Annotated in this window: 21 protein-coding genes; 12 read left to right on the top strand and 9 right to left on the bottom strand. The window is 47.5% G+C overall.

Annotation, left to right across the window (positions count from 1 at the left end; translation table 11 throughout):
- Window positions 1-140: 140 nt before the first annotated feature.
- Window positions 141-632, bottom strand: coding sequence for a hypothetical protein (locus AC4BAP_RS16845; RefSeq protein ID WP_490583839.1), 492 nt, complete (start codon window positions 630-632; stop codon window positions 141-143).
- Between the two features lie 216 nt (window positions 633-848).
- On the bottom strand, window positions 849-2,438 hold the full coding sequence (locus AC4BAP_RS16840; protein ID WP_490583838.1) for a glycerol-3-phosphate dehydrogenase/oxidase: 1,590 nt from the start codon (window positions 2,436-2,438) through the stop codon (window positions 849-851).
- A gap of 199 nt (window positions 2,439-2,637) precedes the next feature.
- Here AC4BAP_RS16840 and AC4BAP_RS16835 point away from each other — a divergent pair, with 199 nt between their 5' ends.
- Complete coding sequence (locus AC4BAP_RS16835) at window positions 2,638-2,898, top strand: hypothetical protein (protein ID WP_490583837.1); 261 nt, start codon at window positions 2,638-2,640, stop codon at window positions 2,896-2,898.
- 507 nt (window positions 2,899-3,405) lie between these two features.
- Here AC4BAP_RS16835 and AC4BAP_RS16830 read toward each other — a convergent pair.
- Window positions 3,406-4,761: a DEAD/DEAH box helicase gene (locus AC4BAP_RS16830; RefSeq protein WP_490583841.1), complete on the bottom strand. Its 1,356-nt coding sequence runs from the start codon at window positions 4,759-4,761 to the stop codon at window positions 3,406-3,408.
- Between the two features lie 599 nt (window positions 4,762-5,360).
- Here AC4BAP_RS16830 and AC4BAP_RS16825 point away from each other — a divergent pair.
- From AC4BAP_RS16825 to AC4BAP_RS16815, 3 genes are all read left to right on the top strand, one after another.
- The gene (locus AC4BAP_RS16825; RefSeq protein ID WP_490583836.1) at window positions 5,361-6,197 is read left to right on the top strand and encodes a YebC/PmpR family DNA-binding transcriptional regulator; all 837 of its coding nucleotides are present in this window, start codon (window positions 5,361-5,363) and stop codon (window positions 6,195-6,197) included.
- The gene (locus AC4BAP_RS16820) at window positions 6,194-7,330 is read left to right on the top strand and encodes a CaiB/BaiF CoA transferase family protein (protein ID WP_490583835.1); all 1,137 of its coding nucleotides are present in this window, start codon (window positions 6,194-6,196) and stop codon (window positions 7,328-7,330) included. The genes AC4BAP_RS16825 and AC4BAP_RS16820 overlap by 4 nt, the downstream gene beginning before the upstream one ends.
- Window positions 7,331-7,421: 91 nt before the next feature.
- Window positions 7,422-8,102, top strand: a complete 681-nt coding sequence (locus tag AC4BAP_RS16815; protein ID WP_490583834.1) for a hypothetical protein — start codon at window positions 7,422-7,424, stop codon at window positions 8,100-8,102.
- 42 nt (window positions 8,103-8,144) lie between these two features.
- Here AC4BAP_RS16815 and AC4BAP_RS16810 read toward each other — a convergent pair whose 3' ends face one another.
- Window positions 8,145-8,885, bottom strand: coding sequence for a phenylalanine 4-monooxygenase (locus AC4BAP_RS16810; RefSeq protein ID WP_490583833.1), 741 nt, complete (start codon window positions 8,883-8,885; stop codon window positions 8,145-8,147).
- Window positions 8,886-9,022: 137 nt separating this feature from the next.
- Window positions 9,023-9,163, bottom strand: a complete 141-nt coding sequence (locus tag AC4BAP_RS16805) for a hypothetical protein (protein WP_490583832.1) — start codon at window positions 9,161-9,163, stop codon at window positions 9,023-9,025.
- A gap of 197 nt (window positions 9,164-9,360) precedes the next feature.
- Between AC4BAP_RS16805 and AC4BAP_RS16800 the strand changes: the two genes are divergently transcribed.
- Both AC4BAP_RS16800 and AC4BAP_RS16795 read left to right on the top strand, forming a co-directional pair.
- Entirely contained in the window at window positions 9,361-10,401 is a 1,041-nt protein-coding gene (locus tag AC4BAP_RS16800) for a sulfatase-like hydrolase/transferase (protein ID WP_490583831.1), read from the top strand.
- Window positions 10,402-10,458: 57 nt separating this feature from the next.
- On the top strand, window positions 10,459-11,589 hold the full coding sequence (locus AC4BAP_RS16795; protein WP_490583830.1) for a hypothetical protein: 1,131 nt from the start codon (window positions 10,459-10,461) through the stop codon (window positions 11,587-11,589).
- 54 nt (window positions 11,590-11,643) lie between these two features.
- Here AC4BAP_RS16795 and AC4BAP_RS16790 read toward each other — a convergent pair whose 3' ends face one another.
- The 3 genes from AC4BAP_RS16790 to AC4BAP_RS16780 form a co-directional block, all read right to left on the bottom strand.
- Window positions 11,644-13,518 (bottom strand): ABC-F family ATP-binding cassette domain-containing protein, encoded by a 1,875-nt coding sequence (locus AC4BAP_RS16790; protein WP_490583829.1) that lies wholly within the window; start codon window positions 13,516-13,518, stop codon window positions 11,644-11,646.
- 100 nt (window positions 13,519-13,618) lie between these two features.
- Window positions 13,619-14,008 carry an SPW repeat protein gene (locus AC4BAP_RS16785; protein WP_490583828.1) on the bottom strand — a complete coding sequence of 130 codons (390 nt, stop codon included), beginning with the start codon at window positions 14,006-14,008 and terminating at the stop codon, window positions 13,619-13,621.
- An 88-nt stretch (window positions 14,009-14,096) separates the two neighbouring features.
- The gene (locus tag AC4BAP_RS16780; protein ID WP_490583827.1) at window positions 14,097-14,600 is read right to left on the bottom strand and encodes an RDD family protein; all 504 of its coding nucleotides are present in this window, start codon (window positions 14,598-14,600) and stop codon (window positions 14,097-14,099) included.
- Window positions 14,601-14,899: 299 nt separating this feature from the next.
- Here AC4BAP_RS16780 and murI point away from each other — a divergent pair, with 299 nt between their 5' ends.
- The gene (murI, locus tag AC4BAP_RS16775; protein ID WP_490583826.1) at window positions 14,900-15,715 is read left to right on the top strand and encodes a glutamate racemase; all 816 of its coding nucleotides are present in this window, start codon (window positions 14,900-14,902) and stop codon (window positions 15,713-15,715) included.
- A 181-nt stretch (window positions 15,716-15,896) separates the two neighbouring features.
- On the opposite strand, the gene AC4BAP_RS16770 is transcribed toward murI, so the two are convergent.
- On the bottom strand, window positions 15,897-16,610 hold the full coding sequence (locus AC4BAP_RS16770) for a hypothetical protein (protein WP_490583825.1): 714 nt from the start codon (window positions 16,608-16,610) through the stop codon (window positions 15,897-15,899).
- A gap of 146 nt (window positions 16,611-16,756) precedes the next feature.
- Between AC4BAP_RS16770 and AC4BAP_RS16765 the strand changes: the two genes are divergently transcribed.
- From AC4BAP_RS16765 to nuoL, 5 genes are all read left to right on the top strand, one after another.
- Window positions 16,757-17,860 (top strand): complex I subunit 1/NuoH family protein, encoded by a 1,104-nt coding sequence (locus tag AC4BAP_RS16765; protein WP_490583824.1) that lies wholly within the window; start codon window positions 16,757-16,759, stop codon window positions 17,858-17,860.
- 78 nt (window positions 17,861-17,938) lie between these two features.
- Window positions 17,939-18,532: a NuoI/complex I 23 kDa subunit family protein gene (locus tag AC4BAP_RS16760; RefSeq protein ID WP_490583823.1), complete on the top strand. Its 594-nt coding sequence runs from the start codon at window positions 17,939-17,941 to the stop codon at window positions 18,530-18,532.
- A 219-nt stretch (window positions 18,533-18,751) separates the two neighbouring features.
- Window positions 18,752-19,264, top strand: coding sequence for an NADH-quinone oxidoreductase subunit J family protein (locus tag AC4BAP_RS16755; RefSeq protein WP_490583822.1), 513 nt, complete (start codon window positions 18,752-18,754; stop codon window positions 19,262-19,264).
- A gap of 2 nt (window positions 19,265-19,266) precedes the next feature.
- A complete protein-coding gene (gene nuoK / locus AC4BAP_RS16750; protein WP_490583821.1) occupies window positions 19,267-19,578 on the top strand; it encodes an NADH-quinone oxidoreductase subunit NuoK in 312 nt (103 codons plus the stop codon).
- A gap of 488 nt (window positions 19,579-20,066) precedes the next feature.
- On the top strand, window positions 20,067-22,241 hold the full coding sequence (gene nuoL / locus AC4BAP_RS16745) for an NADH-quinone oxidoreductase subunit L (protein ID WP_490583820.1): 2,175 nt from the start codon (window positions 20,067-20,069) through the stop codon (window positions 22,239-22,241).
- Window positions 22,242-22,320 lie beyond the last annotated feature (79 nt).

The raw sequence follows: 22,320 nt of genomic DNA, 5'->3' as shown, positions 1-22,320 counted from the left end.
CGGCGTTTTTAGAAGCAGAACACATAGAAGCCTCCTGTCTTTAGGTGATACATATAGCTATATCCCTAAAACAGGAGGCTTCCCTTTTTCATCCCATTACAAAGTTCGGGATGACTCATGTTTAGTAGTTAACCCTTCAATTATTTGCCTTGCATTATCAACTGTACTTTGGTCTGCACCACCTTATCCTTCTGGAAGGCAGTGTGTATTTCCTTATACTTCTCTAGTGTCAGGCCCTGGTCGGTAATGGCCTTCTCAACTTTTTGCTTGTTTTCAGGCTGCAGCTTAATAACAGCGCGTACCACATCGCCGAAAGCCTGTTTTTCCTGATCATCCTTGGCTACTTCGTCAAGCTTTTTTTCGCGGTTGGCCTGAGCCAACTCATTAAAGCGGTCTACGGTTAAGCCGGCTTCTTCGATTGTGGTTACCACGGCTTCGCGGCCTTCTTTCTGCAGCTCAACAGCGGCGGTGTTGGCTTTGATAAACTTGCCAAGTTCTTCGTCAGAGAATGCAACGGCATCTAGCTGCTCCTGCGTTACAGGTGGAGCGTCTTGTGCAAAGGCTGCCTCACCGGCAAACATAAACGAAACAACAAAAGCGGCAGCAATAGTCCCTTTCTTTAATAATCCCATAGTTAGGTTTTCTTTTTGGATTGGGTTAGAAAATTGATTTACAGTTGTGTGAATTGATATTGTTTAAACATTGATATAGCAGCAATGTATACTTGATAATGCATTGGCTGGTTTCCACACAACATACTAAGTATAAAGAAAAAAGTCTGGCTTGTCAACTAAATATGGTGTTTAAACACGAATTTGTTTAAACGTTTATGTTAGATATCGGATTTGTTAAATTTGGTGCAATGGGAGAGTGCCTTGCAAAGTATACGAACTAGCCAAAAGTGTGAACTGCTTTACCTGTTTCTGGACCCATTCCTGGGTTTGCTGCAGTTCAGTGGCAAGCAGGGTGGCTACCACGGGCGCCGCTTCCAGGGCAGCCTCCGCATCCAGAAAAAGCAGGCGCAGACGCCGTGCCAAAACATCCTCCACTGTTCGGGCCATGTCGTGGCGTACAGCCCAAACAACCTCGGCTTTTGTGTAAGTATAGGCAAGGTGGAGTTTTTCGGTTAGCTCCGGGTTTTCCTGCATTAGCTGGGCTATGGCTGTAGCATCTGCTCCGTAAGCCTGCAAATGTGAATCTATACTTGGTTCTGAAGTATGGCCGTGTATGGCCAGGTTTGTTGTACGACAGGGCCTAGGGGGCAGGAGTTCAGCCCTGATCAACTGGTCGAGGGTGCTTTCAGCCATTTCGCGGTAAATGGTCCACTTGCCGCCGGTTATGGTTGTCAAGTGGCTATCGGAAAGTATAACCTTGAAGTTGCGGGCAATGTCTTTGCTCTCTTTTGGGTTGCCCTGGTGGGCAGCCAATGGCCGCAAGCCGGCAAACACCGACAGTACATCGCTACGTACAGGTTTTCGGGTAAGGTAAGCGCCGGCTGTTTCAAGTATAAAGTCAATCTCACGGTCCAGGGCTTCAGGCTCCAGCTCAGGTGTGTTGCGCAGTGTATCGGTGGTGCCTACCAGCACCTTTCCTTGCCATGGCACAGCAAACAGCACACGTCCGTCCGGGGTTTTAGGTATCATCAGGGCTTCCTTGCCCGGCAGAAAAGTATGGTCCAGCACCAGGTGCACACCCTGGCTCGGACGTACCAGAGGTTTGGTATAAGGCTTCTCCATTTTAAGTATGGCATCCACAAACACACCTGTGGCGTTTATCACCGCTTTTGCTTTCGGTTCGTACGTTAAGCCTGTTTCCAGGTCCTGTGCCACCACGCCGCATACTTTGCCAGCTTCATCTTTCTGCAAACCGGTTACCTGTACATAGTTAAGTATGCAGGCCCCGTTTTCGGAGGCTGTCTGTGCCAGGTTAACAGCCAGCCGGCTGTCATCAAACTGGCAATCGTAATACCGTATGCCGCCTTTCAGTCCGGCTGCTTTTAGAGTGGGCAAAGCCTGTAGTGTTTCCTGCCTGCCAATAAACTGTGAACTTCCCAAACTGCGCTTTCCCGCCATCAGGTCGTAAATTTTCAGGCCGGCAAAGTATAAAAAGGCCTCACGCCAGGTATAAACCGGTACCACAAACGGCTGTACCTTAACCAGGTGCGGGGCATTTTGCAGTAACAGCCAACGTTCCTTTAGCGCACCCAGCACCAGTTTCAGGTGACCAAGAGCCAGGTAACGCACACCGCCATGTATTAATTTGGTGCTTCTGCTGGAGGTGCCCTTTGCAAAATCTGCCTGCTCCAGTAGCAGCGTTTTATAGCCCCGTGAGGCAGCATCTACGGCAATGCCCAAACCTGTCGCCCCGCCGCCAATTACCAACACATCCCAAAAACCTTGGGTAGTCTTGAGCTGATCGGTCATGTGTTGGCGGTTCATGAAGTATGGCAATGGCGTTTTAAAGATAACTCAGCTTATATATACGCATTTTACTATTTATTGGCTGGAACCATATACGTAAGCCGTGCGGCCATACTTTAAATGTATGCCGTAAATGAATCGTGTGATCGCTTAAACAATAGCCTATTACTTCCCGTTTCTATCAAAATGTATTTTTAAACCATTAATAAGTACAACTATGGATGCAAATGAATTAAAGAGAAAGGCAGACAACTATAACCCTGAGAAAAAGGAGGGGCCGGTAGCGGCTGCCATTGAAGAGTATACCGCCAGAGTGCCGTCTGATGTTTATTTGTGGGCTGCGCTGGGCTCTATGGCTGTTTCGGCCTCGCTTAAGATGATGGATAAAAATGATGAAGCGTTGTTTGTGGGCCAGTGGGCACCGTCTTTCCTGCTGCTGGGTATCTACAACAAACTGGTAAAGCAGTTAGGCCATTAGAGGCGACTAGCAATATAGACAAGTATACAAAGGGGGCCATAGGGTCTCCTTTGTTATTTATTGCAGGGTTTAGTGACTGCGGAGTAGCTTACACACTGGACTAAAACAGGTACACTTCGAACTTAGATTGTTTTATAAAATATTTGTTGATAATGTATAAATATTTATACTATTATTTCTAAATATCGTAATGTAAGTATAATCTGATAGTATGAATTTTTCTCACCTTACCCATATAAATGCGACTATAACTACTTTTAAAGATCTCTATCACGAGTCTAAAACAAGATGGCCTGGCAGTTTTCTGTCGGGCCGTTTTGTTTAAGCACAATTGGTTAGATCAGATAAGGTTATCGTGGACTTCTTTGCCTCATCAACAGTGCTGATACTTTTATCCTTTCAAACAGATAGGTGTGTAGTTAAGATGCCCGAGACAAGTATGAGTTAGGTATATGCCAGTTGGTTAAGCACGGTAAAAGAAAAGGCAGCCCTTTGGGCTGCCTCCTGTTATGATACCGGATTCTGGCTTTGCTCGCCAGCTTGTGGTTTTGGTCTGTTTCTATTCCTGTTTCTGTTCCTGTTGTTTCTGCGTTTTTTGGTGCCACCGCTTTCTGTAGTGCCGGCTTCGGCTGAGGCCTGGGGTGCAGCAGCCGGTTCTCCTTTTTTGTCGGGTCTTCGGTGGTGCTTACTGCGGCGGTCACTTCTTTGGGCGCCAGTGCCAGGTTTGTTGCTTCGCTGGTGTTTGCCGCTTCTTCCGTCGTGGCGTTTCTTTGGGTCGTAAACCGGGGCAGGACCAAAATCCTCTGGTAAGGCCAGCTTTGGCAACTCACGCTCTATCAGGCTCTCTACTTTTTGCACACGGAACATGTCCTTCTCATTCACAAACGTGATGGCAACACCGGTAGAGGCGGCGCGTGCCGTACGGCCAACGCGGTGCACGTAATCTTCGGCATCCTGTGGCATGTCAAAGTTAACCACGTGGCTTAAGCTATCGATGTCGATGCCCCTGGAGAGAATGTCTGTGGCAACCAGTATCTGGTATTGCTTGTTCTTAAACCCTTGCAAAGCACGCTCACGCTCTTCCTGTGTCATGTCAGACTGGATGCCTTCTGCTTCAAAGCCCATTTTGCGCAGCGAACGCACGATCTGGTTCACGTTAGATTTGCGCGAGGTAAACACGATCATACTTTGTACATCCTGTTCCTGCAGCAAGTGCTCCAGCAGCGGCAGTTTCTGGTTGTCATAGGCCAGGTACAGGCGCTGATCTATGCCAGCAGCTGGCTTGGAAATAGCCAGGTTCACTTCTGCGGGGTTCTGCAGGATCTGCTGTGCCAGGTCACGGATCTTTTTAGGCATTGTAGCCGAGAAAAGCAGGGTTTGACGCTCTTTAGGCAACTGCGAGATGATCTTCAGAAGGTCATCCATAAAGCCCATGTCCAGCATCTTGTCCGCCTCGTCTAGCACCAGATGGTTCAACTGATCGAGTTTCACGTAGCCCATGGCCATGTGAGCCAGTAGTCGGCCAGGGGTGGCAATGATAATGTCAGCGCCTGTTGTCAGCGCCCTTTTCTGTTGGTCCCAGTCGCCTCCCTTGCTACCGCCATAAATGGCGATAGAGCTTACAGAAGCGAAGTAACCGAATCCCTCCACCTGCTCATCAATCTGTTTGGCCAGCTCACGGGTAGGCACAAGTATAAGCGTGCTGGTGTGCTTAAAGCCTTCATGCGAGATGCGGTCGATCAGGGGCAACAGGTAGGCCGCTGTTTTACCGGTACCGGTCTGGGCACAGGCAATCATGTCTTTGTGCTCCAGTATCAGCGGAATAGCCTGTTCCTGCACAGGGGTCGGTTGTCTATAACCCATCGAGTCGATGCCGGTCAGTACATCATCGTGTAGGTTAAACGAATGGAAATCCAAGGTATAGCAATTTAATTTAAAACATCGGGTCCTGCTTTTGGGGCAGGCACTATTTAGCTAGGTAAAGATACGATAAATATAAGATTTATGTGTGGGTAAGTTGGGTATTCATGCCTGTGTTAGGAAATTTTATACTTTGGAGTGTATGGTGTTTTAGCGTTGTTAAATTGTGTGTTATTTGTCTTGGTGCAAAATATAGTATTTGTTTAATGTTTTGAAATGTTGTGTAAAATGTAAGTATTGCGATGTTTTAATATATGTATACATCGATTTGTATATGAAAAATCATATTTGTCTGCAACTTTTGAAGTAGCGTGGCGTAAAGATTAGTGAACACTGTATATGGTGTATCCTTAATAAAGTATAATAATCTAATCTTGCTGTCATGAAAAGAGCTATACAAGACTCTCCTAACTTTTTTATTCTGTTAGGACTAAATATTATTAATGCCATATTTATGCTGCTGTAAACACAGTAGCGATTATATATAAGTATATAACATAAGGGAGCAGCCCGGCTTTAGCCTGGCTGCTCTTTTTTTAGGCATGCTTCCTTATTTTTTAGTTTTTTTGCCCTGGCAGTATAAAGCCAACGATGTATCACCTAACCCGAAGTATAAAAAAGGAAAAATGGCAGGACATAACAAATGGTCGCAGATAAAGCGCAAAAAGGGCGCTCTGGATGCCAAAAGATCCAAAATATTTACGAAGCTGATCAAAGAGATAACAGTAGCGGCAAAAGAGGGCGGTCCCGACCCAGACGCAAACCCGCGGCTGCGCCTGGCCATACAGACAAGCAAAGCTGTGAACATGCCCAAAGAGAACATTGAGCGGGCCATCAAAAAAAGCGAGGGCACCGAGGGCGATTATACTGCCGTAACATACGAAGGCTACGCCTCTAACGGGGTGGCCGTGTTTATAGAATGCCTCACCGATAACATTAACCGTACTGTACAGAACCTTCGCACCATTTTTAACAAAGGCAACGGAAGTCTGGGAGTAAACGGGTCTGTTGAGTTTCTCTTTGACAGGAAAGGGGTGTTTGTGGCAAAGCGCAACCCTGAACTTAACCTGACAGATGATGAACTCATGCTGGAACTGGCCGATGGCGGAGCCGAGGAGGTGGTGTTTGAGGAAGACGTTGTAACGATCTACTGCGCCATGGAAGACTTCGGCATGCTGCAGAAAAAAGTGGAGGAGCTTGAACTGGAAACCGAAACAGCTGAGTTGCAACGACTACCAAAAACTACCGTGGCAGTAGACGCCCCCGAGGCAGTTCGGAAAATACTGAAGCTGATCGATGCTTTGGAGGATGACGATGATGTGCAGAAAGTATATCATAACCTGGAGCTGACCGATGAAGTAATGGCTGAACTGGGATGACAGGAGGAGAACCAATTTTAAAGGACCTGCTGGTATTGGAGCTGGCAAGTGTGCTGGCCGGCCCTAGTGTAGGGCAGTTTTTTGCTGAACTGGGGGCTAAGGTTATCAAAATCGAAAATGCTGCCTTGAATGGCGATGTAACCCGGACATGGAAGCTAAGCTCTGAACCTGCCGGCCTGGACACGCCCGCTTATTTTTGCGCAGCCAATTGGGGGAAAACCTCGGTTGCGTTAAACCTCACCCAGGAAAATGAACTGCAGCAGTTTTATGAACTTGTGACCAAAGCCGATCTTGTGATTGCAAGCTATAAACCCGGCGATGCCGAAAAGCTGAAGGTAGACTATGATACCCTTAAAAGTATAAACCCAAGACTGATTTACGGGCACATTACCGGCTACGGACCCGATGACAACAGAGCTGGCTACGATGCAGTGGTGCAGGCCGAAAGCGGGTTTATGCACCTGAACGGCGAAGCCGGCGGACCACCTACCAAAATGCCAGTAGCCCTGATGGACATACTTACTGCGCACCAGTTAAAAGAAGGTTTGTTACTGGCTCTGCTGCACCGTGAAAGAACAGGCAAAGGGCAGTTGGTGCAGGTATCGCTGCTGGATTCGGCTGTGTCGGCACTGGCGAACCAGGGCACTGCTTACCTGGTGGCAGGGCAGGAGCCGGCACGGATGGGATCGGAGCATCCCACCATTGTGCCTTACGGTAGTGTTTACACCACCCAGGACAAAAAGCAGCTTGTGTTGGCCATCGGCGATGACAGGCAGTTTAAGAGGCTGTGCAGTATACTTGGCCGGCCTGAGTTGGCCGAGGACGCGAAGTATAAAACCAATTACAACCGTGTACGGCACCGGCAGGAGTTAAAAGCCATACTTAGCGAACTGATACTGAAGATGCCCAGAGAAGAGTTGCTCACGGAACTGCACCGGCAGCATGTGCCGGCTGGCGCAGTTAACACCATTCCGGAAGTGTTTCAAATGCCACAGGCAAAAGGTATGTTGCTGCAAAACGGCGATGCAAAGCCCGGAATCCGGCAAGTGGCGTTCAGGCTGCCTGGCCAACAGTTGCCTGCCCTGTCTCCGCCTCCGGCCTTTACGGGTGAAGCAGGTGACAAGCTGGTTTAAACCATCTGAGATACTGTAATAAACGCATTATTTAGAACAAACTGTCTTAAACATCGGTACTTAATACATCTGGCAAATTCTGATACCTACTATGGAAGATAGATTAAATGATATCATAAATGGCCTGCACCAAAAATCGGTTACAAAGCAGGCGATTTACCGCAATACCCTTCAAACTTTCAATAAGTTAAAAGAGATCTCACAGGAACTGGTGGATGAGCTTACGGAGCGCATTACAAAGCAGGATGCCAATGTGGTGATAGAGTACCGTAACGTGAACGAGCATGAGTTCCATATCAAGTTTTCCGGCGACCTGTTGGTGTTTGTAATGCACTCGAACATTGTTACCTTTCCAGATGACTACGAGTTGATGCGCAACGACTACATTGAGGAAGATTTCAGGCGCAGGTTTTTCGGGCATATTATGGCGTACAACTTTATGGCCGACACTATAAAGTATAACAGGCTGGATGACCCCGGTTACCTGGTGGGCCGCATGCTGGTAAACATCGACAAGCACTATTGTATTGAGGGGGTAAGACAACTCGACCTGCCTTACGATGAGATCACCAACATCGCCAAAAACGTGATCACGGACCGTACCCTGCGCATTATCATCGAAAGTGCCATGGTAGCAGCCGTTAACAACGACCTGATGGGGCAGGACATCAGCGACCTGGAACGCATTACCTTAAAGCAAAAACTGGAAAATACCCATCTCACCAAGCCTCGAAAACTTGGTTTCCAGATAAGCCATCAGTTAACCCATTAAGTATAAAAGGCAGCTCAGAATTACCAGAGCTGCCTTTTCTTTTTATGCTTCCTGCAGTTGCTCCCGCATGGCCATGATCGCCGCACTTATCTGGGGCAGGCTCTCCAGCAGTTCCTCAAAGCGCTCTATACAGAAGTACTGGCTCTGGAAGGTTTCCTTGATGTAGGCAGTGTCCAGGATATGGTCAACGTTGTAGCCGTGTTTTATACTTTCGTCGGACACGGAGAGTTTGCTTTCGCCAACCGATGAAAGTATACCTGCCCCGTAGATCCTGGCTTTCTCGCCTGCTTTCCTGAAAAGGCCGAACTCAATGGTGTACCAGTAAATGCGCGTCAGCTTGTCAACGATATCTGGTCTGTCTACGTGCTGCAGGGCCAGGGCCGAAAGTGCCGCCAGAAACTCGCAGTACACCGGTATGGTCAGCAGTGGCACGTGCCCGAAAACATCATGAAACATATCGGGTTCCTCCAGGTAATCCAGCTGCGCCATACTTCTGATCCAGACAGTGGCCGGAAACTTCTTGTTGGCAATTAGCTCGAAGAACAGCGCATCGTCCACGATGCCGGGGGCAGGCACTACCTCAAAGCCTGTCAGGGGCTTCAGGCGTTTGTTCACCTCTTCGAAATCCGGGATGCGGTCTGGTTTAAAGTTTACAAGTTGCAGGCCTTCAAAAAACTCAGGTATGGCTTTGTCTGGCAGGTTTTCGATCTGGCGCTGGAAAAGTATAGCCCAAACATTGTGGTTTTCTTCTGTGTAGCTGCTGTATTGTTGTGTTAAGCTCATGGCAATTATTTTATGATTTGATGAATTGTTTAAAATGAAAAAAGCAGAGGCTTGAGCCACTGCTTCGGCAGGTTCACCTGTTGGTAGGAAAAGCTACTCTAGCTTCCTGTTACTGTTTAATTGATTTGGTGATTGCCTTAGCAGTTGCGGTAATAGCGATAATAATAGCTCCAATAGCTATACACGCTCAGGCAATAAGAATAGGCAGCAGACAGCAGCAACTGGCCAGTGGAGTTTGGCAGTGTAAGTGTGGTTGCTATGGCTGTCGGTTGATGCATTTATACTTTGTGTGCTGCAATAAGAGAAACTTAAACGATAAACGCAATAGCTGGCAACAGGTTTTTATTTTTGGTAACAGCCTGAAAACTAGCCGGTATCAACAGTGACAGAGAAACGCTTATATACAACGTTGTATCAATACATGATGTATAACATATTAATAATGAGTTGTTTGAATTGTGTAAAGGTTTTAGTTATGGCAGCAGTTTTCCTATCCGGCACTTTAAAAGATAATTTTACCCTGAAGCGGGTTTTTATAAATCTACTGCTGATTGCCCTCTTGCTGCTGTTCTGGGCTTGTGCTGGTGGTGGCGGGGTGCCCAAGGCTGCAAAGCCCTTTAAAACCGAAAACGTGATCGTGGTGGTGATCGACGGGCCACGGCATTCCGAGAACTGGGGCAACACGCCGGGGCTGATTCCGTTTATGTCGGGCAAGCTAAAAGGTAAAGGCACTTATTTTTCCGACTTCCAGAACAACGGCTATACTTACACCAACTCGGGGCATGTTGCTATTACCACGGGGGTAAACCAGCCAATAGATAACTATGGAGATGAATTGCCTGCCAATCCCTCTTACTTCCAGCATTGGTTGAAAAAAACGGGAAGTCCTGCCAACAAAGCCTGGATGGTGATGAGTAAAGACAAACTGTATATCCTGGCTAACACAACGGACTCGGTGTGGCATAACCAGTACATGCCTTCGGTAAATGCCGGTGTAAGCGGGCCAGGCAGCGGCTACCGCATGGACTCTGCAACCATAGCCGAAGCCAAACAGGTGCTTGCCCGGCACAGGCCCAACCTGATGCTTATAAACCTGATGGAGCCGGACGGGTACGCACATGCCGGCAACTGGGACAACTACCTGCGCGGCATTGCCCGGTCCGATAAGTACGTGGAAGAATTATGGGACTACATCAGAAAGGACAAGCACTACAAGAAAACCACCGCACTGCTTATAACAAACGACCACGGCCGGCACCTTGACGGTATTGATGGTGGCTGGATGGAGCACGGCGATGACTGCGCTGGCTGCAGGCGCATCAGTCTTCTTGCCGTTGGCCCCGACTTCAATAAACGAAAAACCATCAGCGACATGCATTCTTTAGTGGATATACCAGCCACAATTGCGCCTATACTGGGCATAAAACTCGAAAACGGTCAAGGTAAAGTGATCAGGGAATTATTCAGGAGTAAAGCGCAGAAACGCCTGGACGCAGAAGCACAGGCTGTGCAGTAAGGACCATGGAGCCCTGGTTGAGGGCAAACTTATACTTTGGCGGGTGAGGGGTGAGATATGAACCGGTACTTTAAACATATATGGCTGAAGATTTGCTGCCTTGCCCTTGTCTGGGTGATTGCCTTGCCGGTTACTGGCCAGCAGTTGCTGAAGTATGATCCAGCGGGTGTTTCTCATTTACCAATACATGCCACTGAGGCCACTGCTGATGACCTGTTTTCCAGTGAGGAGGTTCTTCGATTCAAACTGCAACTCAATTATAAAGCCTTGCTGAAAGACAGGGGAGATAAACGTTCCTATCATCAGGCTACCATCACCTATAAAACCGCACAAGGTGAAAATGTGGCTGTGCCACTAAAAGTAAGGGTAAGAGGCCGGCACCGCCGCGACCCCAACGTATGCAGATTCCCACCGTTGCTGTTGAATTTCCCTAAAAAAGCTGTAGCTAAAACGTGGTTTGCCGGCACCGATAAAATTAAGCTGGTGACCCACTGTATTGGCGATGATTATGTGCTGCGGGAGTACCTGGTATACAAGCTTTATAACATTGTTTCAGACCGCAGTTTCCGGGTGAGGCTATGCTATATCGATTATGAGGATACCGAAAACCGGAAGGATATTGGCGGCAACTATGCTTTCCTGATAGAGGAGGAAGAGAGGTTGGCTGATCGCAGCAAGAGCATCATCATGGCCGAGGAACTGCTTATCCGGATGGATGCCACTGATGAACGGACCATGGCGAAACTGGCCCTGTTTCAGTTTATGATCGGCAACACCGACTGGTCGGTGCCTTACCGGCACAATATTCTGCTGCTTTACAAATTAAATAATGGCAAGCCGGTGCCTGTGCCATACGACTTCGATTACAACGGCATTGTGGTGCCGCCTTATGCCAAGCCGCCTCCCATACTTGATATCAGGAGTGTGCGGCAGCGCCTGTTCCGGGGGTATACTTACACTGATGAAGTGCAGGCAGAGCTTGTACCATTTTTCAATAACAGGAGAGAGGCTTTTTACCAAGTTTATAACAATCCGTTATTAGATAATAAGTATAGAAAGCAGACCTCTAAGTACCTTGATGAGTTTTATGAGATCATCAACGACCCGAAAGATTTCAGGAGATATATTGTAAAACAGGGAGAGCGCAACGAGAAGAACAGCATTATGATAAAGGGGCTTGAGAAATAAAAAACGGCTGACAGGTTATACTTTGTCAGCCGCTTTTCTATACTTCTTGTCTGGTTACATCAACTCAGCCAACTCCAGCCACCTGAATTCCTTCTCCTCCAGGTTCTCGTTTATACTTTCGAGTTCGGTTGCCAGTGCATGCAGCGTTTCGTGGTCGGTTACGGAGCCGCTGTTCATCGTTTCGATGATCTCGGATTTGCGGGTCTCGAGTTGCTCAATTTCCTGCTCCAGCCGCTCATACTCTTTCTTCTCGTTGTAAGTGGCTTTGCGCTTGTTGCCAGGCTGCTCCTGTTTTTTCTCTGGTGCCGGTGCAACGGCAGGTTTTGCTTCCTGCTCCTGTTTTTCCTGTTCTTTCTGCCACTCGCGGTAATCAGTGTAATTGCCCGGGAAGTTGCGGATCTTGCCATCGCCCTCAAACACAAAAAGGTGCTCTACCAGCCTGTCCATAAAATAGCGGTCGTGGCTCACAATCAGCATGCAGCCGCCGAAATTCAGAAGAAAGTCCTCAAGTATGTTCAGCGTGATGATGTCGAGGTCGTTGGTAGGCTCATCGAGTATCAGGAAGTTTGGGTTCTTGATCAGCACGCGCAGCAATTGCAGGCGACGCTTCTCACCACCGCTCAACTTGCTTACATAGGTATACTGCTGCGGCGGCGAGAACTGGAAGTGCTGCAGAAACTGGCTGGCCGTTATCACCTCGCCGTTGGCCATCTCTACTACTTCCGCAATCTCTTTTACAATATCAATTACCCGCTGATCTTCTTTATACTCCAGTTCATCCTGGGTGTAGTAACCAAATACGGTTGTCTGACCTGCGTCTATCACGCCGGCATCCGGTTGCAGGTTACCAACCAGCATGTTCAGGAAAGTTGACTTGCCGGCTCCGTTTGGCCCTACGATGCCAATGCGGTCTTTTTTCTTGAACACATAGCTGAAGTCATCTACGATCTTTTTGTCGCCGAACGATTTTGAGATATGGTCTACTTCGATGATTTTACCGCCCTGGCGTGTGGTTTTAACAGATAGCTCCAGTTGTGGGGCTGCGGTTTTCTTGGCTGCCTTCTCTTTTAGCTCTTCAAAGGCATCTACTCTATACTTTGCCTTGGTGCCACGTGCCTTTGGCTGACGACGAATCCAGTCGAGCTCTTTGCGCATCAGGTTGCGGGCCTTCTCGGTTTCGGCGGCAGCGGTTTCTTCGCGTTCGGCTTTCTTCTCCAGAAAGTAGCTATAGTTGCCTTTGTAAGAAAAAATCTGACCGTTGTCGAGTTCAGCAATCTCGTTAGCCACCTTATCCAGGAAATAACGGTCGTGGGTAACCATCAGCAGTGTAGAGTTCTGGGTGCTGAGCACACCTTCCAGCCATTCGATCGTATCCAGATCCAGGTGGTTGGTTGGCTCGTCCAGTATCAGCATGTCTGGTTCCTCGATCAGCACGCGGGCCATGGCCACACGCTTGCGCTGCCCACCCGAAAGGTGCTTTATTTTTGTGTCGAGGTTGTTAATGCCCAGTTTAGACAGGATCTGTTTCACCTTCACCTCAAAGTCCCAGGCCTGCAGTTCGTCCATCCGCTCCATCAGCTTCTGCATTTTTTCGGCGCTGGTGCCTGGGTTTGCAATGGCGGCCTCGTACTGGCTTATCAGTTCCAGCGTTTCGTTCTGCATCGAGAAAATATTCTGCTGCACGGTAAGTTCTTCGTCGAACTCCGGGTTCTGGCCCAGGTAACCAATGCTGACTTCTTTGCGCACGCTCACGCTGCCCTCATCGGGTGGTAGTTTGCCGGCAAGCACGTTAAGCAAGGTGGTTTTGCCGGAGCCGTTTACGCCCACCAGGGCAACACGCTGGCCCTGGCTAATGCCAAAGTTCAGGTTTTTGAAAAGCCAGCGGTCGGCAAAGCTCTTCGCAATATTTTCTGCTGATAAGAAATTCATAAGGCAAATTTAGGCATTAAAATCCATTGCGGCAGGCAAAAATAAAGCAGGTCAGCCAAAAGCCAACCTGCTTCACTTACATGTAAACTTTCAAAATTAATTAATGTGGTGCTTCATGGTGTATGTATTGCGCAGTGTATTCTTTACTGGGTACACGGTGCGTGGTTAATGAAGCAAGTATGGCAAAAATGCCACCAATCAAATGGGGCAAGTAAACCAAATCAGCAAAACCAAACACCCACGGCGACAGGGCCAGCATTACGCCCAGGCCAAAGTCAACGATCAGGTGCGTTTTCATGGGTATCCTTCGTACCAGTCCAACTTCAAAATCAGTAAACACAGTTTGAAGAAGTACAATTATTCCGGCTACCACCATAACCCAGGTTGCGGCTGATACATTTGAGAAATCAAATATCCAGGGCGCAACTATATATAATAATCCCACTACATAGTCCAGAATGCCATGAAAGCGGGTTGGAATAAATCGCATCTCAATCCTCCTTTCTTTTTAATCATTCATCAGATTATACGGGCCGGGAAAAAAGGGGTGCTAAAAAAGTGCAATTTTTTAGTTATCGTTAGTCGGTTACTACTACGGTGCGTGCCAGGTAGTCGTGCAGCATCTGGCTGCGGCGTGTGGTAAGTATAAGCAGGAAGCCAAGCAGCAGCGGCACGGCAGACAAGATTTTGCAGAAATAACGCAGGTTTGCCTGGGCAAATGTGATACGCTTGCCACGCAGGTCGGTTACCTTAAGCCCCAGCGTAAACTTACCTATGGTAGCCTGCTTTGGCGACGACTCCAGCAAAGTATAGTATAGCCAGTGCAGCACAGGCAGGTAAATGTTAAAGAAAAGCATCTTTATAATTACCCAAACCTCATCAAAGCTGAAACCGCCATCCTGCATCAGTTCTTTCCAGGTATACAGTTTTTGCGTTTCGCCGGAGGTAGAGTATAGAATAATGGTATACCAGAAAACCAGAAGCGACGTATCCACCAGAAAAGAAACAAATCTATTTGCTAAACTGCCATACAACGAGGTCCGCTTTACGGTTGGGTTTGGTATGGTAAGTATGGATTGCATATGGGCTCCTGCTTTTTAAAGTATTGTCGACTGATAAGTTTGCTGCAGTTGGACACCTAGTTGCTAGGCTGGCTTAGGCGCCAGATGTGGGGTTCTTGAATGTGAAATTATGAATTTGATTTAAATCAACAAATAATTTAACAAAAATTATATATATAAATCTGAAATAGGAATATAACGATCAGTAGTAGAACTAAAAAGTTACACAAAACATTCAAACGTATCCAAATATCATGTAAACGTACTTAATTGGGTGGTAAACATATGTTTTGCTTACTTTTTATATAACTTCGCTGCGTATGGCTTTAGATATTAAACACAGACCGATCGGGATTTTTGACAGTGGTATTGGCGGACTTACTGTGGCTCAGGCAATTGTGAATGTGCTGCCCCAGGAACGCATTGTATACTTCGGCGACACGGCCCACTTGCCTTACGGCGACAAATCTACTGCGGCCATACAGGCCTATGCCGTCAAGATCTGTGACCTATTGATAAAGCAGCACTGCAAGGTTATACTTATCGCCTGCAACTCAGCCTCAGCGGCAGCCTACGAACTGGTAAAAGAGTATGTTGGCAGCAAGGCCAAGGTGCTGAACGTGATCGATCCGATCGTTTCGCACATCGGGCAGACCTACCCTGGCAAAACAATTGGCCTGATTGGTACCAAGCAAACGGTTAACTCTAATGTATACCGCAAAAAAGTAGACGAACTGGATAAAAGCATTGAGTTAAAATCTCATGCAACACCACTGCTAGCTGCCATGATAGAGGAGGGTTTCTTCAATGATTCTATCTCTGAAAGCGTGATCCATGCTTATCTGTCAGACCCGGACCTTGCCGAAATTGAGGCGCTTATACTTGGCTGTACGCATTATCCGCTTATCAAAAAGCAGATAGAAGGCTATTATAAAGGAGAGGTGGATGTGCTGGATGCCAGCCAGATCGTGGCGCAGCATGTAAAAACCTACCTGGAGCAAAATAACCTGGCATCGGATAAACTGGTAGGGGAGCACCACTTTTATGTATCGGACTTTACCCGCTCATTTGAGGAAAGCACTCGCATCTTCTTTAAACGCCAAGTGTACCTGGAGCATTACCCGCTTTGGGAATAGAGGGAGTTAGAGAGTTGACCGGTGATTAAGGTGATTTTTTTGATTAATTCTAATAATAGAATGTTTTACTGAGGTAATTAGCGTATCAAAGTATAACTTGGAAGTATAACGAGAAGGCCGGAACCGCTGCTGAAAGTATAAATTAATTTCAGCAACGGCTCCGGCCTTCTGATCTTAGTAATTATTGTTGACTCATATTGCCTGGCAAGTTCATATTTACCAGTTTTACCTCGCCATCTTTGCCATCCTGCCCCTCTGTCTTGCCATACCTTCCCGGCTTTCCGCCTTTCCCGCCTTTATGCAGCAAAATAATGGACCTATGTTTCCGGTATTGGTTGAACCTCGGAATAAAATCTGTAGTGCTATAGGTTAATGTGATATTGCCGCCTTTGCCTCCACGGCCACCCGGGCCACCTACTGATGCCGAACGTACCGGCGCGGCGCTCTTAAAGGTACCATCGCCGTCTGATTTTGAGGTGGACTGAAGTTCATGCACTCCGTCTACCCCTGTGTCGCCATTGCCTCCCCGCGTATCAACGGTGAGGCTGCCCAGCGTTACAAAATGGATATTAACCTCTGCCGGGCTGCCATCCTGCCCGTCAGTCCCGCGCACACCCGCTGTTCTTTCCGAAGCATCCGGACCTTTGGCTATAACCTTGCAGTTTTTTCCAACAAAAGCGGTGTTTATACCCAAAAATGCAGGTTGCCCGGGTGTAAAGAGTATAACAGCTTTATCATGCATGATCAGGGTGTCTGCCAATAAAACATTGTCCGGACCTACCTGGTATACCTCTTTCTCTTTAATGAATAATTTAGAGATGGCATTTTGCGCTCTGAGGGCGTGTGCGCTACCCAGCAACAGCAGGGCAGTGGCAAGTATAAGTTTGTTATGCATTTATTTCATGAATGAGTTTATGGTAATAAAGATATTAAAATAGCAATATACCTGTTACATCTGTTACTATTTTATTTAAACCCGTCTTTGAGTACCAATTTAGCACATTAAAAACTACCTTTGCCTGTTAACAAACCTCAACGCCTATGCTTGCTTTTGTGCTCACTTTGGTGCTGCTGCTTGTGGTGGTAATTGTGCTGGCGTATGCCGAGCGCAAGGTAGCTGCCTTTATGCAGGACCGCCTTGGGCCTACAGAAGCCGGCCCTTACGGGAGCCTGCAGCCTGCCCTGGATGTACTGAAGCTATTGCAGAAAGAGGACATAGTGCCAGCCGCCGCTGATAAAACGCTGTTCAAGCTGGCTCCGATACTCATTTTTGCCGCCGTGTTTGCTGGCTTTGCTGTCATCCCTTTTACTCCTGACCTGGTACCTGCGGGTATTGGTATTGGCGTGTTTTACCTGCTGGCTATTATCTCGTTGGATGTGATAGGCTTGCTGATGGCGGGCTGGGGTTCTAATAACAAGTATGCCATGTTGGGTGCCATGCGCTCTGTGGCTCAGATCGTTTCGTATGAGATTCCGGCAGGCTTGGCTATACTTTCGGCGGTAATGGTTTGTCAGTCCCTGGATTTTCAGGAGATAAGCTACCAGCAAGGAGCCTTGATGAACCAATTTCCGGGGATGGAATTCGACATGAACTGGCTTTTCGGTATCCGTGAGCTAGGCATCAATACGACTACCATTGGCGGCATAACTACCTGGAACATTTTCAGGGCACCTATACTGTTAGTGCCTTTTGTAATATACTTCATAGCATCATTGGCCGAAAGCAACCGCGCCCCTTTCGATATTCCGGAAGCGGAGTCGGAGTTGGTGGCGGGTTTCCATGTGGAGTACTCAGGGTTCAGGTTTGCAGTGCTGTTTCTGGCGGAGTATAGCATGATGGTGCTGGTGAGTTTGGTGGCTGTAGTGTTGTTTTTGGGTAGTTGGAATACTCCTTTCCCTAACCTTGGGCCTGTGGCGCTGGCTTACTGGACCTCAGGTACTGTGGGAGAAGTTTCGGGTATACTTTGGGGGGCTTTCTGGCTATTGAGCAAAACGTTCGTATTACTGTTTATACAGTTGCAGCTACGCTGGACCTACCCACGGTTACGTGTTGACCAGCTGATGCACTTGTGCTGGAAAGTGCTGACACCAGTTGCGCTGGGTGTAGTGTTGCTAGCCGGCATCTGGCGACTGTTAATGATTTAGTTAGTTAAAAGTTAAGAGTTATGAGTTAATAGTGGTCTGACTCATAACTCTTAACTCATAACTCTTAACTTGAACGAAGTGAAAAAATATAAATCCGGATTCTGGAACGTGGTGAAGTCGCTGGCGAGTGGCATGCGGCTAACGTGGCAGCACTTTTTGCGTGCCAGGAACCGCCGTACCCCAGAGTACGTGACAAATGAAAATTACTTTAAGCAGCCTGACGGACTTGTAACACTGAAGTACCCGTACGAAGCGCTGCCTGTACCCGATAATGGCCGTTACCGCCTGCACAACGAGATCGACGATTGCATTGTGTGTGACCTGTGCGCTAAGATCTGTCCGGTAAACTGCATCACTATCGAGTCTGTGAAAGCAACAGAAGATATTGGCGTAACTTCGGATGGTACCAAGAAAAGGCTTTATGCCCCAGTATTTGATATAGACATGGCCAAATGCTGTTACTGTGGCCTATGCACCACCGTTTGCCCAACCGACTGCCTGACCATGACGCCTGTATACGATTTTGCCGAAGTGGACATCAAGAACATGATCTACCACTTCACAGATTTAAGCCCAGAACAGGCCGAGGAGAAAAAGCAGCTGTTGGCAAAGCAGCAGGAAGAGATGGCCGCTGCCAAAGCAGCAGCGCTGGCAGCCAGAAAAAAAGATTAATGCAGACCTCGCGGCGTCCGGAGGTCCCGCGAGGTCTAATGAGTTAGAGAGTTAGAGAAGTAGAGAGTTTAAGAGTTTGGGAATTATAAAATCCGCTCATTCACTCATCCGCTCATTCAAAATTTACCTGTCTAGGTATTAGACACTCGCAGGACCTTCGGGCGCTGCAAGGTTTTTAAAAAACGAACAACCAATAACTAACAACGAATAACCAAAACCGTGCTTTTCTACATCTTCGCCATACTAGCCATACTTTCGGGAGCATACATGGTGCTGACGCGCAATCTGTTGTATGCTGGTTTTTCGCTGCTAGTAACCTTGCTAAGCATAGCGGGAATTTACGTAATGCTGTTTGCCGACTTCATGGCTGTGACGCAACTGATGGTATATGTAGGAGGTGTGCTGGTGCTTATACTTTTCGGCATCATGCTTAGTAGCCGGGTACAGGATAAATCGGTGCTGTCGGAAAACGTGAACAAAGTATGGGGGCCCTTGGTGGCGAGTTTGATACTAGTTGGGTTGAGCTATACTATCCTGAAAGCTGATCTGCAGAATTTACCGTGGGTGCAAAATGCTGATATAGATGTGCTGGGACAGAAAAAAAGCACGGTGCAGCAGATCGGTATAAATTTAATGACTGATTTTGTGGTGCCTTTTGAGGTAGCGTCGCTGTTACTGCTGATTGCCCTGATCGGGGCTGCCTATATTGCCACCGACAAACAGAAAGTATAAGTATGGAACAGATTCCTTTAGAGCATATTTTACTTTTAAGCGCTGCACTTTTCAGCATTGGGGTGCTGGCTGTTATTACCAAGCGCCATGCGGTGGTAGTACTGATGGGCATTGAGCTGATATTTAATGCGGCCAACCTTAACCTGGTAGCCTTTAGCCGCCACGACCCGATTCTTCTGCAGGGGCAAATGTTTTCGCTGTTCGTTATTTTAGTTGCCGCCGCTGAGGCAGCTGTGGCTTTGGCTATTGTGCTGCGTGTGTATCAGTATTTTAAAACGGCTAATTTGAGTGAGATAGTAACTCAGGATCGGTAATTAAGAAAGCCACAAATTGATAGGGTTTCTCCTGCCGCAAGTTTAGCGTAAGCGTAACTTGTGGCTGTAAATGAGGCCAGTTTGTAACTGGCTTTCTGCGCAAGCAGAAAAGTATACTTTGCTCGGGATCTATACTTTATCAGATTTATACTTTATCGTCTATAGTCGAGGTATAAAAGTGTAGCTAAGGCCATCGCAAACCTTGCTTTTTCAAAGCAAAGCAGTTATAAACTGCTGCCAAGTACAGCCACAAGTTACGCTAACGCTAAACTTGCGGCATATTTAACTTTTCCCTACAAGCTTAGGTCTAAGGAGGGGCAGGGGTGGTTGGACCCGGTACTGAAGGTAATCTTGCCCTCTTTCAAAATCGCGCAAATCCTGATTCTGACAAAAAATCATTTTAAATCAATTCAATCCCCTTAATCTGTGGTCCAATATACTTAACTTTGGCACCTTAAAGGCATAAACCCGAAAACTCAAAGTATACTTTGGAGCTATCCGAACTTTTAAGGCCACTGGTAGGAACGCCGCAAACAACTACTGCTATGGCAGTGCTGTTGCTGCCGCTTCTCGGCTTTATTACGCTATACTTTTTTGGCCGCAAGCTGCCCCATAAAGGCGATTGGCTGGGGATCTGCTTAACGGGTCTGGCTTTTATACTTTCCGTGTGGCTGTTCGGCCAAACCTGGAACACCGCCACCTACCATGCACGCACCACCTGGTTCAGTATTCCGGCTAGCATCGTTTCTGATTTTACAGCAGGTATACTTTTGGATAACCTTACCGTGCTGATGCTTGTGATCGTTACTTTTATCTCAACATTAGTACAGTTATTCTCGGTTGGCTACATGCACGGCGATAAGGGGTACCATCGCTACTTTGCTTACTTGGGGTTGTTTACTTTTAGCATGCTGGGTATTGTGCTCGTAGACAACCTGTTACTGCTGTTTATGTTCTGGGAATTGGTGGGCTTCTCGTCTTACCTGCTTATCGGGTTCTGGTACCATAAACCTGCCGCCATTGCAGCAAATAAAAAGGCTTTTCTGGTAAACAGGGTGGGAGACATCGGCTTGCTGTTAGGTTTGTTTGCCTTCTATACTTACTTCCGCACTTTTGACCTGGAGGCGCTCAGAGCCTTGATAGCTGCAGGCAATTGGGCAGATGCTAACTTTATACTTGGCTATACTTTAAATAACCAGCCCTGGCTACTGGAGTTAAGTCCCTTGTTCCTGACGCTCGCCGGATTGGGCCTGTTTATGGGATGTGTGGCTAAATCGGCGCAGTTTCCTTTGCAGGTGTGGTTGCCGGATGCCATGCAGGGGCCTACCCCGGTTTCATCCTTAATTCACGCTGCCACCATGGTGGCAGCTGGTGTGTACCTGGTTGCGCGTTGCTATGCATTCTTCACTCCGGATGCTCTTACGGTTATCGCCGTTGTGGGTGCAATAACTGCCCTGGTTGGTGCCATTGCGGCCTTAAAGCAATACGACATAAAAGCGGTGCTGGCATTTTCCACAATCTCACAACTGGGGTATATGGTAATGGGCATGGGTACAGGCGCATACGATGCCTCGCTTTTTCATCTTACAACACACGCTTTCTTTAAAGCGGCGCTTTTCCTTAACTCCGGCATTATCATACACGCCATGCACCGTGGTTTGCATCACATGCACCATGTGGGGCACATAGACGCACAGGATATCCGGAACATGGGTGGACTGCGAAAAACCATGCCGCTCACGTTTTATACTTACTTGCTGGCTGCAGCTGCGCTGGCCGGTATTCCATTGTTCTCAGGATTTTTGTCCAAAGATGCCATACTTTCTGTTGCCTGGGCATGGGCACAGACTATGAGCCAGAACGGCAGTAATTTATATTTTATAGTGCCGATCACTGGATTTGTGGTTGTGCTGTTGACCGCCTTCTACATGACGCGCCATATGTGGTTCATGTTCTTTGGCAGTTTCAGGGCTCCTTTTGACGTGCACCTTATTCGCTTATCGCATAAACAGGAAACAGAGCAGGTTATGCTTGTGCCTGTTTTGGTGCTGGCTATACTTTCGCTGGGCATTTTCTTCTCCCTGAACCCGCTGGTATTTAAAGGCAGTTGGGTTGTGGAAGGGATCAGCCTGAAGTACCAAACAGTTACCTTGCTGGCTGAAAACCTGGTGCAGAATGTTGTGTTGCAGGACGAGGCGAACCATTGGCCACACATTATCATAGGGATAGTTTCGGCCTTCCTGGCTGCCACAGGTATTGCGCTGGCCCTGGCCAATTACAACAAAAGATCAAGCGAGCAGCTTTTAACGGAGCAGCCCCAAGGTGTTTTTGCCAGGCTGTCTTATCACCACTTTTACTTAGATCAGGTTTACGAAAGTATCTTTGTAAAGCCTGTGCTGTTGCTTTCGAAGGGGCTTTACCGTGTAGACAAGCGTGTGATCGACTATACCCTGGACTATGGAAGCAAATGGCTGGTGGTGTTTTCCAAGATCATTGGCTGGTTCGATAGGTGGTTTGTGGATGGTTTGGTATGGCTGGTTGGTGCATCGGCTAAATTCCTGGGCCGTTTTGGGCGTGGGCTGCAGAATGGCAAGGTGCAATCGTACTATGCCTATTCTTTGTTCGGATTTATTTTGATTATACTATATATCGTGTTCTTTTAAAGTATCTTTGACCGGTGATTAAGGGGATTTTATTGATTAGAGGGATTATGACCTCACGGTCTATAGGATTTCTGCTCTT

It is taken from the genome of Pontibacter sp. GD7 (genome assembly GCF_058216375.1).
This window is presented reverse-complemented; position numbering and strand designations above follow the sequence as displayed.

What these genes read in the sequence shown, in the direction of transcription:
- AC4BAP_RS16845 (WP_490583839.1), bottom strand. Translation starts at nt 632, where the DNA reads ATGGGATTATTAAAGAAAGGGACTATTGCTGCCGCTTTTGTTGTTTCG.
- AC4BAP_RS16840 (WP_490583838.1), bottom strand. Translation starts at nt 2,438, where the DNA reads ATGAACCGCCAACACATGACCGATCAGCTCAAGACTACCCAAGGTTTT.
- AC4BAP_RS16835 (WP_490583837.1), top strand. Translation starts at nt 2,638, where the DNA reads ATGGATGCAAATGAATTAAAGAGAAAGGCAGACAACTATAACCCTGAG.
- AC4BAP_RS16830 (WP_490583841.1), bottom strand. Translation starts at nt 4,761, where the DNA reads ATGGGTTATAGACAACCGACCCCTGTGCAGGAACAGGCTATTCCGCTG.
- AC4BAP_RS16825 (WP_490583836.1), top strand. Translation starts at nt 5,361, where the DNA reads ATGCTTCCTTATTTTTTAGTTTTTTTGCCCTGGCAGTATAAAGCCAAC.
- AC4BAP_RS16820 (WP_490583835.1), top strand. Translation starts at nt 6,194, where the DNA reads ATGACAGGAGGAGAACCAATTTTAAAGGACCTGCTGGTATTGGAGCTG.
- AC4BAP_RS16815 (WP_490583834.1), top strand. Translation starts at nt 7,422, where the DNA reads ATGGAAGATAGATTAAATGATATCATAAATGGCCTGCACCAAAAATCG.
- AC4BAP_RS16810 (WP_490583833.1), bottom strand. Translation starts at nt 8,885, where the DNA reads ATGAGCTTAACACAACAATACAGCAGCTACACAGAAGAAAACCACAAT.
- AC4BAP_RS16805 (WP_490583832.1), bottom strand. Translation starts at nt 9,163, where the DNA reads ATGCATCAACCGACAGCCATAGCAACCACACTTACACTGCCAAACTCC.
- AC4BAP_RS16800 (WP_490583831.1), top strand. Translation starts at nt 9,361, where the DNA reads ATGGCAGCAGTTTTCCTATCCGGCACTTTAAAAGATAATTTTACCCTG.
- AC4BAP_RS16795 (WP_490583830.1), top strand. Translation starts at nt 10,459, where the DNA reads ATGAACCGGTACTTTAAACATATATGGCTGAAGATTTGCTGCCTTGCC.
- AC4BAP_RS16790 (WP_490583829.1), bottom strand. Translation starts at nt 13,518, where the DNA reads ATGAATTTCTTATCAGCAGAAAATATTGCGAAGAGCTTTGCCGACCGC.
- AC4BAP_RS16785 (WP_490583828.1), bottom strand. Translation starts at nt 14,008, where the DNA reads ATGCGATTTATTCCAACCCGCTTTCATGGCATTCTGGACTATGTAGTG.
- AC4BAP_RS16780 (WP_490583827.1), bottom strand. Translation starts at nt 14,600, where the DNA reads ATGCAATCCATACTTACCATACCAAACCCAACCGTAAAGCGGACCTCG.
- murI (WP_490583826.1), top strand. Translation starts at nt 14,900, where the DNA reads ATGGCTTTAGATATTAAACACAGACCGATCGGGATTTTTGACAGTGGT.
- AC4BAP_RS16770 (WP_490583825.1), bottom strand. Translation starts at nt 16,610, where the DNA reads ATGCATAACAAACTTATACTTGCCACTGCCCTGCTGTTGCTGGGTAGC.
- AC4BAP_RS16765 (WP_490583824.1), top strand. Translation starts at nt 16,757, where the DNA reads ATGCTTGCTTTTGTGCTCACTTTGGTGCTGCTGCTTGTGGTGGTAATT.
- nuoK (WP_490583821.1), top strand. Translation starts at nt 19,267, where the DNA reads ATGGAACAGATTCCTTTAGAGCATATTTTACTTTTAAGCGCTGCACTT.